16 protein-coding genes are annotated in these 15,831 nt (G+C 60.4%); 8 read left to right on the top strand and 8 right to left on the bottom strand.

Annotated features, from left to right (window positions below):
* Entirely contained in the window at window positions 1–1,302 is a 1,302-nt protein-coding gene (trbI, locus tag HJC00_RS27300) for an IncP-type conjugal transfer protein TrbI (RefSeq protein ID WP_221164885.1), read from the top strand.
* 185 nt (window positions 1,303–1,487) lie between these two features.
* Window positions 1,488–2,189, top strand: coding sequence for an autoinducer binding domain-containing protein (locus HJC00_RS27295; protein WP_221164884.1), 702 nt, complete (start codon window positions 1,488–1,490; stop codon window positions 2,187–2,189).
* A 7-nt stretch (window positions 2,190–2,196) separates the two neighbouring features.
* Here the strand turns inward: HJC00_RS27295 and HJC00_RS27290 are convergent, their stop codons facing one another.
* Window positions 2,197–2,601, bottom strand: a complete 405-nt coding sequence (locus HJC00_RS27290) for a transcriptional repressor TraM (protein ID WP_221164883.1) — start codon at window positions 2,599–2,601, stop codon at window positions 2,197–2,199.
* A 128-nt stretch (window positions 2,602–2,729) separates the two neighbouring features.
* Here HJC00_RS27290 and HJC00_RS27285 point away from each other — a divergent pair, with 128 nt between their 5' ends.
* On the top strand, window positions 2,730–2,948 hold the full coding sequence (locus HJC00_RS27285; RefSeq protein WP_221164882.1) for a helix-turn-helix domain-containing protein: 219 nt from the start codon (window positions 2,730–2,732) through the stop codon (window positions 2,946–2,948).
* A 50-nt stretch (window positions 2,949–2,998) separates the two neighbouring features.
* On the opposite strand, the gene HJC00_RS27280 is transcribed toward HJC00_RS27285, so the two are convergent.
* From HJC00_RS27280 to traA, 5 genes are all read right to left on the bottom strand, one after another.
* Window positions 2,999–4,543: a Fic family protein gene (locus HJC00_RS27280; protein WP_221164881.1), complete on the bottom strand. Its 1,545-nt coding sequence runs from the start codon at window positions 4,541–4,543 to the stop codon at window positions 2,999–3,001.
* A gap of 212 nt (window positions 4,544–4,755) precedes the next feature.
* Entirely contained in the window at window positions 4,756–5,361 is a 606-nt protein-coding gene (locus tag HJC00_RS27275) for a TraH family protein (protein WP_221164880.1), read from the bottom strand.
* Window positions 5,362–5,377: 16 nt separating this feature from the next.
* Complete coding sequence (locus HJC00_RS27270; RefSeq protein ID WP_221164879.1) at window positions 5,378–6,535, bottom strand: conjugal transfer protein TraB; 1,158 nt, start codon at window positions 6,533–6,535, stop codon at window positions 5,378–5,380.
* Window positions 6,525–7,091, bottom strand: a complete 567-nt coding sequence (gene traF, locus HJC00_RS27265) for a conjugative transfer signal peptidase TraF (RefSeq protein ID WP_221164878.1) — start codon at window positions 7,089–7,091, stop codon at window positions 6,525–6,527. Before traF ends, HJC00_RS27270 begins: the two co-directional genes overlap by 11 nt.
* On the bottom strand, window positions 7,088–10,408 hold the full coding sequence (gene traA, locus HJC00_RS27260; RefSeq protein WP_221164877.1) for a Ti-type conjugative transfer relaxase TraA: 3,321 nt from the start codon (window positions 10,406–10,408) through the stop codon (window positions 7,088–7,090). The genes traF and traA overlap by 4 nt, the downstream gene beginning before the upstream one ends.
* 251 nt (window positions 10,409–10,659) lie before the next feature.
* Between traA and traC the strand changes: the two genes are divergently transcribed.
* From traC to HJC00_RS27235, 5 genes are all read left to right on the top strand, one after another.
* Window positions 10,660–10,956 carry a conjugal transfer protein TraC gene (gene traC / locus HJC00_RS27255; RefSeq protein WP_221164876.1) on the top strand — a complete coding sequence of 99 codons (297 nt, stop codon included), beginning with the start codon at window positions 10,660–10,662 and terminating at the stop codon, window positions 10,954–10,956.
* 4 nt (window positions 10,957–10,960) lie between these two features.
* Window positions 10,961–11,176, top strand: a complete 216-nt coding sequence (gene traD / locus HJC00_RS27250; protein ID WP_221164951.1) for a type IV conjugative transfer system coupling protein TraD — start codon at window positions 10,961–10,963, stop codon at window positions 11,174–11,176.
* Window positions 11,163–13,088: a Ti-type conjugative transfer system protein TraG gene (gene traG / locus HJC00_RS27245; RefSeq protein WP_221164875.1), complete on the top strand. Its 1,926-nt coding sequence runs from the start codon at window positions 11,163–11,165 to the stop codon at window positions 13,086–13,088. Before traD ends, traG begins: the two co-directional genes overlap by 14 nt.
* 429 nt (window positions 13,089–13,517) lie before the next feature.
* Complete coding sequence (locus HJC00_RS27240; RefSeq protein ID WP_259672325.1) at window positions 13,518–13,982, top strand: thermonuclease family protein; 465 nt, start codon at window positions 13,518–13,520, stop codon at window positions 13,980–13,982.
* A gap of 274 nt (window positions 13,983–14,256) precedes the next feature.
* A complete protein-coding gene (locus HJC00_RS27235) occupies window positions 14,257–14,514 on the top strand; it encodes a WGR domain-containing protein (RefSeq protein WP_221164950.1) in 258 nt (85 codons plus the stop codon).
* Between the two features lie 31 nt (window positions 14,515–14,545).
* Here HJC00_RS27235 and HJC00_RS27230 read toward each other — a convergent pair whose 3' ends face one another.
* Together HJC00_RS27230 and HJC00_RS27225 are read right to left on the bottom strand one after the other, a co-directional pair.
* The gene (locus tag HJC00_RS27230) at window positions 14,546–14,719 is read right to left on the bottom strand and encodes a hypothetical protein (RefSeq protein WP_221164873.1); all 174 of its coding nucleotides are present in this window, start codon (window positions 14,717–14,719) and stop codon (window positions 14,546–14,548) included.
* Window positions 14,720–15,061: 342 nt separating this feature from the next.
* Window positions 15,062–15,553: a hypothetical protein gene (locus HJC00_RS27225; RefSeq protein ID WP_221164872.1), complete on the bottom strand. Its 492-nt coding sequence runs from the start codon at window positions 15,551–15,553 to the stop codon at window positions 15,062–15,064.
* Window positions 15,554–15,831: the final 278 nt, after the last annotated feature.

Genomic DNA, 15,831 nt, shown 5'->3' with positions numbered 1-15,831 from the left:
GTGGTCCAGTCTCTGCACCTCGGCGCCTCTAATCATGCCGACGATCAGCACGGCATGCGCCGCCTCAATCGGCTGCCGATCATCATTGCGATCATCTTCATCGCCCTGTTCGTCGGCGTGGTCGTGATCGGATTGTCATGGCGCGGCTTGGGGTTCAACCGCGGCAACGATATCGACAGCGCATCGAATACACCTGCCACCAACTTCGGCGATCAGCTCAAACGGGGAGTGACCGACGGCATCATTGGCGAACCAGTCGAGCGCGAGCCTTTCCAACCGACGCGTGTCACCGAGCAAACGGTCGAAAAACAGGAGCCCGCCGTCGAGCGCCGGCCGATCGAACCGCAAGATCGACGACCCAGGCTTGAGTCCGAAGAGGAATGGAGGGCCCGGCTGAAGCGCGAACACGACGAACAGTATATCCGCGAGGCCCAACGCCAGCGCATGGCCCGGCTGCAGGCGCGGGCGACCTCTTTGGACTCGCCGCTGAAGGTAGATATTTCCGATGCGGAGAGCGCCGCCAACAATTCAACCGACCCCAACCTGCAAGCGACGACTGCGACGGTCAACAACGCCTCGGATCTCTATGCCGCTGCCATCAAAAACGGCCTCATGGACCAGAACGTCGATCCGGACGCTCAAGCCTCCAAGGAGGATTTCTTCAATCAGGATATCAAGGACCTCGGCTATCTCCCGAACAAGGTCGTTCCCCAGTTTTCGCTTTACGAGCTGAAGCGCGGATCGGTCATTCCCGCAACCCTCATCACGGGTTTGAATTCCGATCTCCCCGGGCGGATCACGGCGCAGGTTAGCCAAAACGTCTACGACAGCGCGACCGGCCATCGTCTCCTCATTCCGCAGGGGGCCAAGCTCTTCGGCCGTTACGACTCCAAGATCTCTTTCGGCCAGGAGCGGGTGCTCGTCGTCTGGACGGACGTGATTTTCCCCAACGGCTCGACGCTTCAAATCGGCGGCATGGCCGGCACGGATGGGGAAGGGTATGGCGGCTTCAAGGATAAGGTTCATCGGCATCTCTGGCGCACCTGGAGTTCGGCGGCGCTTGTGGCGCTGATTGGCACGGGGATCGATATGTCGATGCCGGAAAGCTCGACGCTCGCGACACAAGATACGGCTTCGGATGCAGCCCGACGGAACTTCGCCGAGAGTTTCGGCCGCGTCGCCGAGCAGACGATCTCCAAGAACCTCTATGTGCAGCCGACGATCAATATTCGACCGGGCTATCGTTTCAATGTTCTGGTCGATCAGGACATCATTTTCCCGGCTGCCTACACATCGCGCTGAGCCGCCTGCAGAACGTCGATTTGCGTGTGTATATTTTATGTTGTGCAGCAACCACACATAGGGATATTCTTTCAAGCCGCAGTCGACTTTTAGTTCGGCTAGACTTGAATCGTCTGTCTTTCGCGCGCACCTAAGCGGCCGATCAGGAATTTGACGCATTGCGTCGGTTGCTTGGAGGCCTTCAATTGGATCAGTGGTTTGAGCGCTTGAACGAGCAGGTCGCAATCGCGCATGATGACCCCGCTGTCAGGTCGACACTTCAAAGGTTGACCCATGAAGCGGGCTTCGATGCTTACGCCTATCTCAGTTTCCAAGCCGAAACTCAGACGGCCGTCTCCAACTATCCGGAAGAATGGCAGCAGCGGTATTTCGAGCTTTGCTATGCGTCTATCGATCCCGTCATTCGAACAGCCAGAGATCGCCAGGAAGCCTTTGCCTGGTCGAATATCGTGACCGGCCGGACCAACAAGGAGCGCCGAAAGTTCTTCGGTGAAGCCGCCGAGTTCGGGATCCGCTCGGGAATTACTATTCCCATCAAGACCGGCTTTGGCCGGATGGCGATGTTCACTCTTGCATCGAGCGAAGTGAACTTTGCCGAAGCACAGGCCCTCAATCCGGTCGGCGCCGCAGCGGCCTTCGGTCAGGTGCATTCCCGATTGGAGCTGATGCGGCTGCGCCCCACGCGTCGCAGCAACATCCGCCTGAAAACCGACGAGCTGACCTGCCTGAGATGGTCAGCCGAAGGCAAATCGATGAGAGCCATCGCCATCATCGAAAACACGACCTACGCGAATGTCTGCTTCTTCCTGCGCAAAGCCAAGAGCGCGCTCGGAGCCTCGACCCTTCCGCAGGCGACCGCCTTGGCGAAAGAGTTCGGCTTGATCTGAAGCGGTGTCAGCGATGCGTCGTTTTTGGAATTTCGGGAATGTAGCCGAGGATATCGAGAAGCGTTGAGACGACCGTCTGCTGTGCGTGGACGGCGATCATCGCGGAAATGTACGCTCGTCTGTTACCGGTGAGCGCGGTTTGGTCAGCGTCGGAGTCCAGAAGGGTTTCGAGCCGGACCGCTTCGTCGCGCAAACGACGATGTTTCTCGATTTCTTCAACGACGAACCGCTCGATTTTGTCGGGATTCAGGCCGTTCATCAGGCCGATGAGCGGCCTCAACACCAACTTGTCACCCGAGGCGAGATCTTTGCGTTTCGCGTCCGCTCTATCCACCAACATTCGCCCCTTACGGTCTGTCTCCGCACTGATTGTGAAGACATTCGGAAGCCGAAGCACCCAAATTGCCGACATTCATCGGACACCCCGCGACTAACTAACCAATTTCGTCCTTCTCGCAAAGGGCAGGAGTCATGGCTCGGAGGTGCGTTTACATACTATAGTTGATAAACTTAAAGTGTGTAAACGACGATCTTCCGCGCATGGATATGCGCAAACTGGTCGGCTCGAATTTCGCCCGCCTACGTCGGGAGAAGGGCCTGACGCAGGAGGAAGTCGAGGCTCGATCTGGTTACAGCCAGCAGTACCTCTCGAGTCTCGAGCGCGGCCGACGTAATCCGACCGTCATTACGCTCTATGAGCTGGCTCAAGCCTTGGGAGTGAGCCACGTTGATCTCGTCATGCCCGTCGACGTCGATTGACGATTAAGCAATGAGTTAGTGGAATGAGAAGATAGTCATTCGCTCTGATTTCACGCAATCTCCGCAGGCGGTGGCGCGTTGACTAGCTCCGATACAAATATCGTCAGGGGCACGATGTTTTCGTGCTGACTGGCTGCTTCAAGGGCGTTCATGTACTCGTCTCGTCGTGCCACCGGGATGACCGTCCACGGGGCTCCGCTTTCAGCCAGGAGGGCATTCATCATGAAGCGCGCCGTCCTGCCGTTTCCGTCCGGGAACGGATGGATATAGGTGAATAGGAACGGGGCAAGGATTGCCTTCACGCGCGCATCGGGTTCGCCCGAAATGCTTTCGAAGAGCGCGTCCATTGCGTCGGCGATTGCATGCGGTGGCAAGGGGACGTGCGATGAGCCGCGTAGATAGACATTATGCGAGCGATAGCCAGCCAATTGATGCGCCTCGATGATGCCCGCGGCTACCGACGGGCTAAACATCGCCCGGAACCAATTCTGGTGCCGTGCCTCGAGCAACTCGCCGGTGGGCGCACCATTGAGGATCTTCGCAATGTCCTCGCGAACCTCCTCGAATGCCAGTCTGTATCCTTTGGCGGCAAGTGCGTTCCTGGTTTCATTGTCTCGGGCGTCCGCGTCCGGCTCCCACTTGCCGTCCTGCACCCTCCGTATCAGCTGTTCGGAAACTTCATATCCCTCGATCGAAAGGGAATTCAACGCGTCTGCTACATAGCGCTCGTTGATCTCAGCGATGTAGCCGTCTCGATCGTTGATGCGTACCTGCTCGAAACCAATGTGGCCGAGTGCGTCTTTTCCCATTTTCGCCCAAAGGTTTTTGATGCGCGTGGCGGACGGTGCCTGGGCTCGCCGTGCGTCTAGCGTGATAAGCTCGGCCGCCGGGTCAAAAGGGTCGTCCTCGTGGGGATTGTATCCAGCCGATTCCAGAGCTTTGAGGATCGTATCGGCGTCTTGCGGTCTGCCAAGGTGGCGGAGCGCTCCCGCGATCCGGCCACCGACATGGCTTCGGCCGCCGTCCAGCAGGTATCGCAGGAGCGTGCTTGTCCCACGGATTGAGCCGATAGCAGCGATGACATCAGTCGCGGACACTTTCCAAGATTCGGGCGACAGATTGCAGATCGCCTCCTCGATCGGCATCAGCCTCAGCCGGCCTCTTGTTTCAGCCGGTTCGGCTTCCCGCGTCCGCAGCAGATAAAGCGAAGTGTTGCTTGGCAGGTTCACAAGCTGGTTGTTTGCCTTCGAACTTCTGACAATCGCCTGTGCGGGGATGGAGTAGTTGTCGGTCCAGAGCGCAACGGATGCCTCTGCAGAGAGGCGCCAATCGTTAGGGAAGCGACCATCCAAATATCGTCCGATGAATTCCCAATAGACGGTGCTCCAGGCGGTATCGATTCTGTTGTTGGCGGACGGCCGAGAGTTCACCGCCAGCCACCCTTTCATTATTTCCTCCAGGAAGCCATTGGTCTGCAATCGCTCCCGGTGGACACGGCTGAGCTCTTCCGATTTCACGACTGATCGGGTGCCGTTCTGTGTCACGCCCCTCAGCTCGGCGAGCGATGTCGCGAGCAGTTCGTTGGGTTTCGCCACATGCGCCTCCTGGCGGGCCACTTATTTCCTGCTTCGAGGATGCACTAATTTGGCGCTTTTGACAAACACTAATATTATGCTTGGGATTCACACTAGTTTGTCGAGTCTGGGTCACACTAATTTTCTGCGTCTGACTCACACTATTATTATGTTGCGGAGTCCAGCCCGACCGTTAGCCGAAACTCGTCAGAAGAAGCCTGACGATCTCAATGCTATTTCTCTCCAATGCGAGAAAGATCGATCCGGATACCCGCGTCTTCCACCTTCGATTGAGCAGACGCGGTTGGCTCGACAGATTGATCGGCCGTCGTTGGCGCATCGCGCTGGACGGCACTGCTAGGCTGCTCGGCAACCGCTCCGCCGGGATCTTCTGCCTGAAACACGCTCTCCCCCTCAAACTCGCCCGTTTTCCAGGCGTAAACGGCGTCATCGAATATCTGAGGGAAGACCTCCTCGCTTTTGGGGTTTCCGTACCACTTGGTCACAATTCGCAGGATCTTGGCAAACATCGCCGTCCCCATGCGAAGATTGGCACACGGCTCGACAAGGTTGGGTTTCAGTTCGGCGGAGTCGCTGGCGCCGACTCCAGCCGGAAACTGTGTCAGTCCAACCCGAACGACCGCATGTCCGACATTCTGCCGAATGATCTCCATAGCCTCGTCCGCTGTTTTCGGCTTCGGAACGAGGATCAGACTCCCGCCCGATTTCACCGTGATGGCGAGCGGGTCGGGAGACCCGACAGCGTTGACGAATCGCTCGACGATCGCCGGCTTCAGGGAATGATCAGCGCATTCTTTGATCAGGGCAGCGTCCAGCATGACGTCTCCTCGGGTTTCAGGTGTTGAAGGAAAGAACGATCGGTTTTGCGAAGAGCTTTGCCCAGGCGGTTGCGCTCGCCCGCTGGATCGCGACGATCGATGTCCCACTGGTCCACCATCCATTTCCGACGGCAACGATTAGATCCGGGTCGGAGAGCATCGACTGTAGCACCGGCCAAATGACGAGCTGCTCGTAGCAAATCAATGGCGCAACCTTGTGATTACTGACGGCCGCCGTCGGATTGGCGAAGAAATGCGCACGGGCGCCACCGGTCTCACGACGCCAAGACCGCCATGGCTGCCACATCGAGCCCGGAACCGGCATCCGCTCGCGATAGAGGATCTCGCTGCCGGCGGCGGACAGGACGACGAGCACATTGTCATACCCGTCAGCATCGACGACGGCGGCGCCGGCGACCACGGAAGCATCCGTGCGCCAAAGGGCTCCGATCCAAAGCCGTTCGACCGTCGGCGTCCAGAAGCCCAGTGCGCTCTCGGGCAGCACGATCGTTTGGCCAGTTCCACGATCCTTCACCGTGGCAATCAGATCACGGTGGCGCTGCATGCTGGTGTCCCGACCCAGCGATGACCCCATTTGCAGATCGACGCCCCGCCAGCCCTCAGGTAGTTTCGGATCGGTCCAGAAGGCGGCGGACCAGAGCCAAAAGCCTGCGAAGGCGATTGCAACAGCCGGCCACATGCGGGTTACGAGGCCCATGAGGCCGGCTGTGATCGCCGCCAATCCCCACCATCCCCATCCAGGAAATAGGACGCCGGCACCCGTCACAGGATGTGCCCAGCCGGTGACGCCAAACGGCGGAACAGCCATGAGCGCGGCCGCCACGAAATAGCGCAACGGGCGAGTACCGGAGCCCTTCGTCCAGAGCAGCGCATGTACGCCAACGAAACTCGCTGACGCACACAGCCATAGCAGCAGACCCGGCCAGAGGTCCGAGGAATAAAAGGTGGCCACACCCTGCGGCAGACCTCGTGAAGCCGCCAGGAAATACCCGGCCGAGACGAGCGCCGCGACCGATCTCGTTTGCGCTCGCGCCCAAAGAATTGGGAACGTCAGTGCCACCGGAAGCAGCAGGACATGACCACTCCATCCGACCGTCCCGGCAAAGATGGCAGCGGCGATCAGCAGCGCTGGTTGGAAGTGATCACGGCGCATAGGTCAGCACCTGTTGCGCCAGGCCGAGGACGCCGGAAGCAGGGACAGGACCGAAATACCGCGAGTCATAGGACCCTGGGAATGACGAGTGCAGGAAGACGCTACCTGCCGGCACGATCCCCCCTCCGAACGGCGTCAACGACCGTCCCTCTCCGTCCCGGTCTGCAAGCTTCGATCGAGCAACGTCACGCCCGTCAACGCGAACGCTTACTGCGACCTCGACCCGCTGTCCGGCGACGGCAATCACCGTCTTGATCAGTGGCGCAACGCCGCCTGGGCAAAGGCCGGAGCGTAGATACCCGCGACTGCGCGCCTCCTGCATGGCTGCCGTTCGAGGCGGACAGATGAAGACGAGATCGCCGACATCGGCTGCGCGATCGAACTTAACGATACGCCAGAGACCGAGCGGTTCGCTCGGTGTTAGATTGATCCGATAGCCGCCGAACCAAGCGACCAAGATCGCACCGAGATGCACCGCCGCGGTTGTCGCAAAGACAACGCCCAGCCGCTTACCTGATCGCCTCATTCTTATTGCTTCAACGAGAGGGATGTTCATTTCAGCGACATCCCCTGACCCTTGGCCTGGCGCATCGTCTCAGCTTGTTTGACGGCCTCGACTGTCCGCTCATGGGCACCGAGCTTCTGCACTGCGCGCATCAGGCTCCAGGCCGACTGGACCTCCACCTTCTGAGCGGGGCTCATGCCGGCTGTGATCGTCTTGAAGGTCTCGCCATTCGTGTCCTTGGCGGCCAAAGGCAGGAACGTCCGCTCGCCGAAACGCTCGGCGACCGCTTTGGCAAATCCCTCCAGTTCCGCTTTCACCATCTTATCGGCAAGCGCGAACTCGAGTGCTGCGGGAAGGTCATTGCGGTCGATGGCGTCACGCACGCGCTCGAGCGTCTGGCGCGCATTCGGCGACAGCGCCGGAATGTCTATCGCGACCTTGCGGCGGACCGCCACTTCCTCCGCCTGATACCGCTGTTCAGCTTGGCTGCGCTGGCGCATGTAGTCGCCGAGACCTTGAGCAAGAGCGGGAATGTTGCGCTCCGCCCTTTCGCGATCCTGCTTGTCGGCTCGGCTCGCGAGCAAACCGGATTTGCCCTTGAGTGCGCCGAAACTTTCTGGCTGGCCGGCGATCTTAGCGAGCGTCGATTGCGCGACGGTCTCATCCTTCACCATGGCGTCGACATTGACAGTCTTGAAGGCGGCTTCCGGCTGCGCGTAGACAAGATGGAAGCGGGACGAGACGTCTTCCCATTGCTTCTTCAGACCGGGATCGGATTCGAGCTTGTCGGCGACCGCCTGCTCGATCGTTTTCGGGAATGTCGAGATACGGGCAACCATCGGCCTGGTCTCCTTGCTGCTTTGCGAGTGGGTTGGTTTGGTGCTCGCACCGAAGCCGAGTTTGGCGCTGATGGAGAGGAGCCGGTGGGCAAGGTCGGCCAATTTCTGTTTCTGGCGGATCGTCCATTCGAGCCGGTCGCGGGCAACCGTTCGGGCGACGTTGACGATATGCAGGCCGCGGGCCTCGGCGAAACGGAGGGCCTGTCGATAGAAGGTGGCCTTCTCGTAATCGAGCGTGGTCTCCTTGGCATTCCTTCGCGACAGGATCTTGATCAGGCCGCCGGCGAACGCGAAGGATCGGGTGCCATAATAGACGCGGAGATCCTCGCGATGACGGGTCATCGCCACATAGGTCAGATGCCGATCAAGGGAGAGGGAAGCGAGGACCTTGACCCGATCGACGGTGGCGCCCTGACTCTTATGGATCGTGGTGGCATAGCCATGGTCGAGATTGCTGTAGAACCGCTGTTCGACGGTGACCTGACGGCGATGCTCGCCTTCGCCGATCTCTGCGACAATGCGGTTTTGCGCGGCTTCGACGACCTTGCCGAGCATGCCGTTCTTGACGCCGAGCGAGCCCTCATTCTTCAGGAAAACGATGTGGTCGCCGGGCGCGAAGTTGCGATGTCCGTCCTCTGTCCGGAACGCAAATCCTTCGCCGAGGATTCCACGCTCGACGAGCTCAGCCCGCGCCATGTCGTTGAGCATGCGCACATCACGCCGGAGATGGGCGAGGATCAATGTCGTCTTGCTCGGATCGTAGTCGCGGTTCCATTCGGCGATGAGGGTATCGACGGCCTCGTCCTTCAGCCTCAAATCGATCATTCGACCTTGCGCGGTATAGGCATCGACTGCCTTGCGGATGTTGCCGCGAGCGAGATCGAGCGAAGCGTCGCGCATCCATTGCTCATGCTGACGATAGATGGTTTCGAGTTCGGCATAGCCAATGCGATCGGCAATCGCGCGGAACGCGGCGCCGGCGTCGATCGGCTGAAGCTGTTCCGGGTCGCCGACCAGGACGAGCTTGGCGCCGGCCTTGGTTACGGTCTCGACCAAGCGCGCCATCTGCCGCGACGACACCATGCCGGCTTCGTCGAGAACGAAGATAGTCTTTGCGTCGAGCTGGTTTCGGCCTCCGCTCCAGCGAAGCTCCCAGGACGAAAGCGTGCGGGAGGCGATCCCCGCTTCTTTCTCCAGACCTTCGGCAGCCTTGCCGGCGAGCGCGCCACCGACGACACGGTATCCGGCGGATTCCCAAGCCTCACGCGCAGCTTTCATCATGGTGGTCTTGCCGGCGCCGGCGCGGCCGATGACGGCCGCAATCCCCTCGGGTCCCGCAACATGCGCGATCGCGGTCCTCTGCTCCTCCGACAAGCGCGAATGGCGCGCAAACGTCGCCTCGATCACCGCTTCTCGAACGCCATGCGAAGATCGCCCCGCGAGCCAGATCGCGCGGTTGGCCATCTCCGCTTCGAGCCGGATCAGCTCGCGCGTCGTGTATTTGGCCGGCACACGGGTTCCGGTCGCAAATGCGATCCGCTCACGCTCGAGGCGGAGCGCGTCGGGGCTCTGCAGAACGCGAACCATCAGGCTTTGGAACAGGGCGGCATCATCGATGTAACGATGCAGGATCTTGGCAACGTCCCGCTCATCGAAGACGCTCTTCTCCCGCGTGATCAGGTCGAGGACGATCTCCGGCCGGCGCTGGATGCGACGCGCGTTCTCGCTCCGCCGTGCCTCCTGCAGCTCAATCCGTTCGAGCTTTGGTGATCCTGCAGACGACTGCGTCTTCGCCTGTTCCGCCTTCCGGTCGATGGCTGTCGCACCGACACCGATATGGATGGTCGGCTCCACGTCGATGCCCTGCTTTTCGAAGGACCGACCGTCGATGCGGATATCGAGACCAGCCATTGCCAGATGCCGGTTCTGGCAGGCGAACCAGCCGTCGCGCAAGGCGTTGAAGTCATCGGGACTTCCGGCCCAAAGCTCGTAGACGATCTTGCCGGCATCGTTGCGGAGCGGATTGCCGTCCGCCCCGAGGACCGCGACCTTCTTCGCGCCGAACCCATCCTCCGTGAGTGGCCGCAAGGTCGTCATCATGTGGACATGCGGGTTGCCCGGCGCGTCATGATAAACCCAGTCCGCTATCATGCCCTTGGCGGTGATGTGCCGTTCGACGAAGTCTCGGACCAGCGCGATGTTCTGATCGGCGGTCAGTTCGATCGGCAGGGCAATGGTAAAGTCCTTGGCGAGCTGGGCATCGGAGCGCTTCTCGAAATCCTCGACCTTGTTCCAGAACGCTTCCGACGCGCCGGACACCGAGCGATCAATCATCGAGCGCAGCCACTCCGGTGTGTCGGGAGGAATCACGAACTCTTCGTGCAGGAGGCCCTGCTTGCGGGTGTAGTCGATGGTCCGCGCCTCCCGCTCATACTCCATCTTGGCGCAGTGCCGGTAGGCCGCCGACAGCACAGCGCTGCGGCCGGAGCCGCGGGCGACGACGCTGACGGAGAAATGAGGGACGGCCACAGCGAAATTCTTTCCCGATTGCGAACGAAACCAACGCGTTCGTCGGAAGCCGCCCCGCCAGGGGACAAAATCAGAGCGTCGCATCAGCGACGTATAATTGCGCCCTTGGAAGCCGCTCCTTCGGAACGGCCGGGATCATGCTCAAAGGCGTTGGCTGCGCCAACTCGCATTTCTGTTAGTAGATCGGCACGCCGATCTCATGGAATCTCATGCCGTTCAAAACGTGAAACGGCATGAAAGGACGACCGGGAATGAAGAAGCCTTCCTCCAAGATTCGCGACGAAATCGCCAGACTGCAGGAACAGCTCAAGGCCGCGGAAACGCGGGAAGCCGAGCGGATCGGCCGGATCGCGCTCAAGGCAGGCATTGGCGAAATCGAGATCGAGGAAGCCGTGCTCCAGGCGGCCTTCGAGGATCTGGCGAAACGGTTTCGCGGAGGTCAAGGTCTTCCAATGGGAGGGAAGAAGGGCAACGCAGACGCCAGCGCCGGCGCATCGACCGCGACGGTCCCGCCTGGCGCGGCTGAGAGCGGCAATGGCGAGGCTTGAGCGGATGGCGAGGACGACGACATCCGAAGCCCGCAAGAAGGACACGCGCGAGAAGATCGAACTCGGCGGCCTGATCGTCAAAGCGGGTTTGCGATACGAGAAGCGCGCGCTTCTGCTCGGGGCGCTGGTCGAGCTCAGTTCACGACTGAGGGCGGACGAGGCCGAGCGGGCGAGGCTGATCGCGATCGGCGCCGAGGCCTTCAGTGATGACGGCGAATAGAATTGCTCTAGTCGTCGCCCCGGTCGCACTGATGATGCTCGCCGCCATCGGTATGACCGGAATCGAGCAATGGCTGTCGGCCTTCGGCAGGACGGAGGCCGCGAGGCTGTCTTTGGGCCGGGCGGGCATCGCCGCGCCCTATGTCACCGCCTCGGCCATCGGCGTGATCTTCCTGTTCGCGAGCGCTGGTGCGACGAGCATCAAGTTCGCAGGTTGGGGCGCCGCCGTGGGAAGCATCGCCACAATTCTGATCGCGGTGACGCGCGAGACGATACGTCTTGCCACTTTCGCCAGTCAGCTGCCGACAGGCAGATCCATCGCCTCATATCTCGACCCTGCGACGATGATCGGCGCGGCAACGGCTCTTATGGCCGGATGCTTCGCGCTGCGCGTGGCAATGATCGGCAACGCCGCCTTCGCGCGCGCCGAGCCGAGACGCGTCCGAGGACAAAGGGCGCTCCATGGTGAGGCCGACTGGATGAAGATGCAGGACGCAGCAAAGCTCTTTGCTGATACCGGCGGCATCGTCATCGGCGAGCGCTACCGGGTCGACAAGGACAGCACGGCAGCCCGCTCTTTTCGTGTCGATGATCACGAGACCTGGGGCGCCGGCGGCAAGTCGCCGCTGCTCTGCTTCGACGGTTCCTTCGGATCGTCGCATGGGATTGTGTTCGCGGGTTCCGGGGGGTTCAAGACGACGTCGGTGACGATCCCGACAGCCCTCAAATGGGGCGGTGGCCTTGTCGTGCTGGACCCTTCGAACGAGGTGGCGCCGATGGTGCTCAAGCAGCGCAAAGGTGCTGCGCGCTTCATCCGCATTCTCGATCCGAAGGAGCCGGAAACGGGATTCAATGCGCTCGACTGGATCGGTCGCTTCGGCGGAACCAGGGAGGAGGATATCGCCTCCGTCGCATCGTGGATCATGAGCGACAGCGGCGGCGCGCGCGGTGTCCGCGACGACTTCTTCCGCGCATCGGCGCTGCAGTTGTTGACCGCCCTGATCTCAGACGTCTGCCTGTCCGGCCACACCGACCAGGAAAACCAGACCTTGCGTCAGGTTCGTTCCTATCTGGCGGAACCGGAGCCGAAACTGCGCGAGCGACTGCAGGAGATTTACGACAATTCGAACTCGGACTTTGTGAAGGAAAACGTCGCCGCCTTCGTCAACATGACGCCGGAAACCTTCTCAGGCGTTTACGCGAACGCGGTCAAGGAAACGCACTGGCTGTCCTACACCAACTATGCCGCACTCGTATCCGGTTCGACCTTCTCGACCGACGCACTTGCGGACGGCAAGACCGATGTGTTCATCAACATCGACCTGAAAACGCTGGAGACGCATTCGGGCCTGGCGCGGGTGATCATCGGCTCGTTCCTCAACGCAATCTATAATCGCGACGGCGCGGTGAAGGGTAGGACGCTTTTCCTCCTCGACGAGGTGGCACGCCTCGGCTACATGCGGATTCTGGAGACCGCGCGCGATGCCGGCCGCAAGTACGGCATCACGCTCACCATGATCTACCAGTCGATCGGCCAGATGCGCGAAACCTATGGCGGCCGCGATGCGGCGAGCAAATGGTTCGAGAGCGCGAGCTGGATATCCTTCGCCGCGATCAACGATTCGGACACGGCCGATTACATCTCGAAGCGCTGCGGCATGACGACCGTCGAGATAGATCAGGTCAGCCGCAGTTCCCAATCCAGGGGATCGTCACGAACCCGATCGAAGCAGCTTGCAGCCAGACCGTTGATTCAGGCGCATGAAGTCCTGCGGATGCGCGCCGACGAGCAGATCGTATTCACGGCCGGCAACGAGCCGCTTCGATGCGGCCGAGCGATCTGGTTCCGGCGGGATGACATGAAGGCTTGCGTCGGCACGAACCGGTTTCACAAGAACGGAAAAAACGCTTGACGCTTGACGGATTCAGCCGCCGCGCAGTGCAACGAGCAAGGCTGATCCAGCAAAATGAAGAGTATCGGAGAAATCAGCATAGCGACCGCCCAACGGGCGGGATTTCGGGAATTCTCGTCGTGCGAGGGCGGGAGACAGCGCAGCCGCAGGAGCCTCAACATAGTGGCCCGAAGGGGAGGCGGGACCGACTGCGCCCCGCACCTCGCACACCGCTTGATCGTCCGCACTGCTGGCCGCAGCCGCGGGGCTTTCCATAAACGCAACAGAAACCTGGGCTGACGTAGGTTGAGGCAGATCGAAGAGGAACGGACAGTGGCGAAATCGAATGTGGTTCCGTTTCGACGGAAGCCGAAGTCCGGCGGCAGGCATGATCAAAAGCGCACACAGCGAATGTCGCCGCGATGGGGACGGAGCGGCCTGCGCAAACCCATGACTGCGATCCTCTGGAGTATCATTATTGCTGTCGGCGGCTGGCTTGCCTATGGTGGCGTCGGCACGCTCTCCGGTCTCACCACGCTGGCGAAGACACAACGAGCAGATTCATTGTCGGCGTCATTTTCGTTCTGCGGCAGCGATCGGCATGTGAACTGCGTCGTCGACGGCGATACGTTCTGGTTTCAGGGCGAGAAAATCCGCATCGCGGACATCGATACGCCGGAGCTCAGCCCACCACGCTGCGAGGCGGAAAGAATTAAAGGCGAGGCTGCGAAAGCGCGCCTTCTGGCACTTCTGAATGCCGGCACCTTCTCGCTGTCGGCCGGCTTGCGCGACGAGGACAAATACGGCCGCAAGCTCCGAACCGTTACGCGGTCCGGGCGCTCGCTCGGAGAAACGCTCATCGACGAGAAGCTCGCAAGGCGCTGGGACGGTGGGAGACACCCATGGTGTGACTGAGACCGCGAGAGGATCGTCACCGAATGGCCGAAACCGCCAAGTGGGTTCGGGGAGCGTGAGCGAGTAGAGCCGTACGCCGAAGGCGTCTTGTCCAAGAGCGTAGGCGCGCGAAAGAATGACCCAGCATCAAAGGCCGTTAGACCGGGCCTCACGCCGAAGGCGTCTCGCCCATCCCTCCACGACTTTTCCTATCATCAGCGGTATGAATCGATCCCTGACGACTGATTCATAAGTGTCGTTGGACGCGATCGCCGCGATCGGCGATCGTTCTCTCATGATCGCCCAACCCTACCACCTCTATGTCGAACGCTCCGATGCTTCGAGGAACATGGCCCGCTACTATGTCATGTCGATCGAGCCGAACTTGTTCGGCGACATCTGCCTACTTCGGAAATGGGGCCGCATCGGAACCAAGGGACAGATGATGGTCCATCATTTTGGCCGGGAAGAGGAGGCGGTCCGATTGTTCCTGGATCTGCTCCGGCAGAAACGAAAGCGCGGCTATCGGCCGCGTCCCTCGATGTCGATGTGAAAAGGCCCGCCGAAGTGGGCCAGGAAAACTTTCATCGGCGTCGGTTCCAGTCCGTCTCGAAGGTCACCTCGATCTCGACGAAGAATGGGATCTTGATGGCAAGTTTCAAGCCGAGCTTTCCCTTGCGGAAGAAGTGGCTGATCACTTTGCCGAGGGTGCGGAGCCGGCGGCCGGTGGCGGCGAGGAATTGAGCGAGCTGTTGCATGATGGATCTCCTTTTCGATTGCGGTTATCGCGGGGATAGAGCTCAGACCGGAAAGGAGGGACGCACGCGAGGGCCGGAACGGAGTGGAGGACCTGGCACCACCTGAATTTTGGTGCGCGAGGAGCCGCGGCGCGGCCGGGAAAATTCTGGCGGCGCCAGGTTGCGTCGTGGCGAACGGGCTGCAACATCCCCAATGAGAGATGACGGCAGCGTCGAAAAGGGAGCCGCAACAGATCGCTATCGCAGCGACCAGTAAATGACTCGCCCTGGCCCGTCGGTCAGGCCGATCCGTCAATGCTGAGCGCAAAACGCTTCCGCCCGAGGCTGCGCCGAGGATCCTGATCAGGATCCTCCGCATCGTGGGCGGCCGGCACGTGCCGCTTGAACGGGGATGCCTGTTTCCCGTGCGATATCCTTGATGATCGACGCCAGCGCGCCGAGCTCATGCTCTGCCAACGACACCATCTCGGGATAGTCGATATGCACCCCGGTGGAATCCGCTGCCAAAGCCGTTATCCAATTACCGCCGTTGACGCGGTATTCGTGCGTGTCGAAATCGATTTCGAGCTCGTCGAAAAGATTGATAGTGAAGCGCCGGAACATCTCAGCCTCGCCCCCCAACCTATATTCGGCAAATTCGTCGTCTCCGACGAGAAGGCTGCGTTCCAATTCCATGAGGATGTGAATCCGATCGATTGCCGCCTCTAGCCCCTCGATCAGGCGATCGTGCAGTTCTCGCAAGAAATCGCTGTCACAGCCAAAGCGGCTTGCCAAGACGACGAGCCGGAAGCCAGCAAGCTTAGTGTAGAGCATGAGGTTCTCATCGGTTGTCATAGTGTGATCTCCTTCATCTTGATGACGGGGATCGGCCACTCTGTGGCAAAGAGGAGTCAGGGGACCGCGGAACGCGGCTCGCAAGCGGGGGAACCGATTTTTCCAGAGCGCAGTGAAACGCAGCGACGGAAAAATTGGGGGAGACCGCGCCGTCCTTGACGCCGGAGTGCGACCTGAAAGTCGCATGAATCTCTGTTTCGAGAGGAGAACACGTGATGTGAACTTTACGAAACCGACCGTTCCATCGGTCGTTCCCTACCCGAACATGCGAAGTTGGC

The sequence above is a fragment of the Rhizobium sp. NLR22b genome (genome assembly GCF_019685295.1).
Classification (GTDB): Bacteria; Pseudomonadota; Alphaproteobacteria; order Rhizobiales; family Rhizobiaceae; genus Rhizobium.
This window is presented reverse-complemented; position numbering and strand designations above follow the sequence as displayed.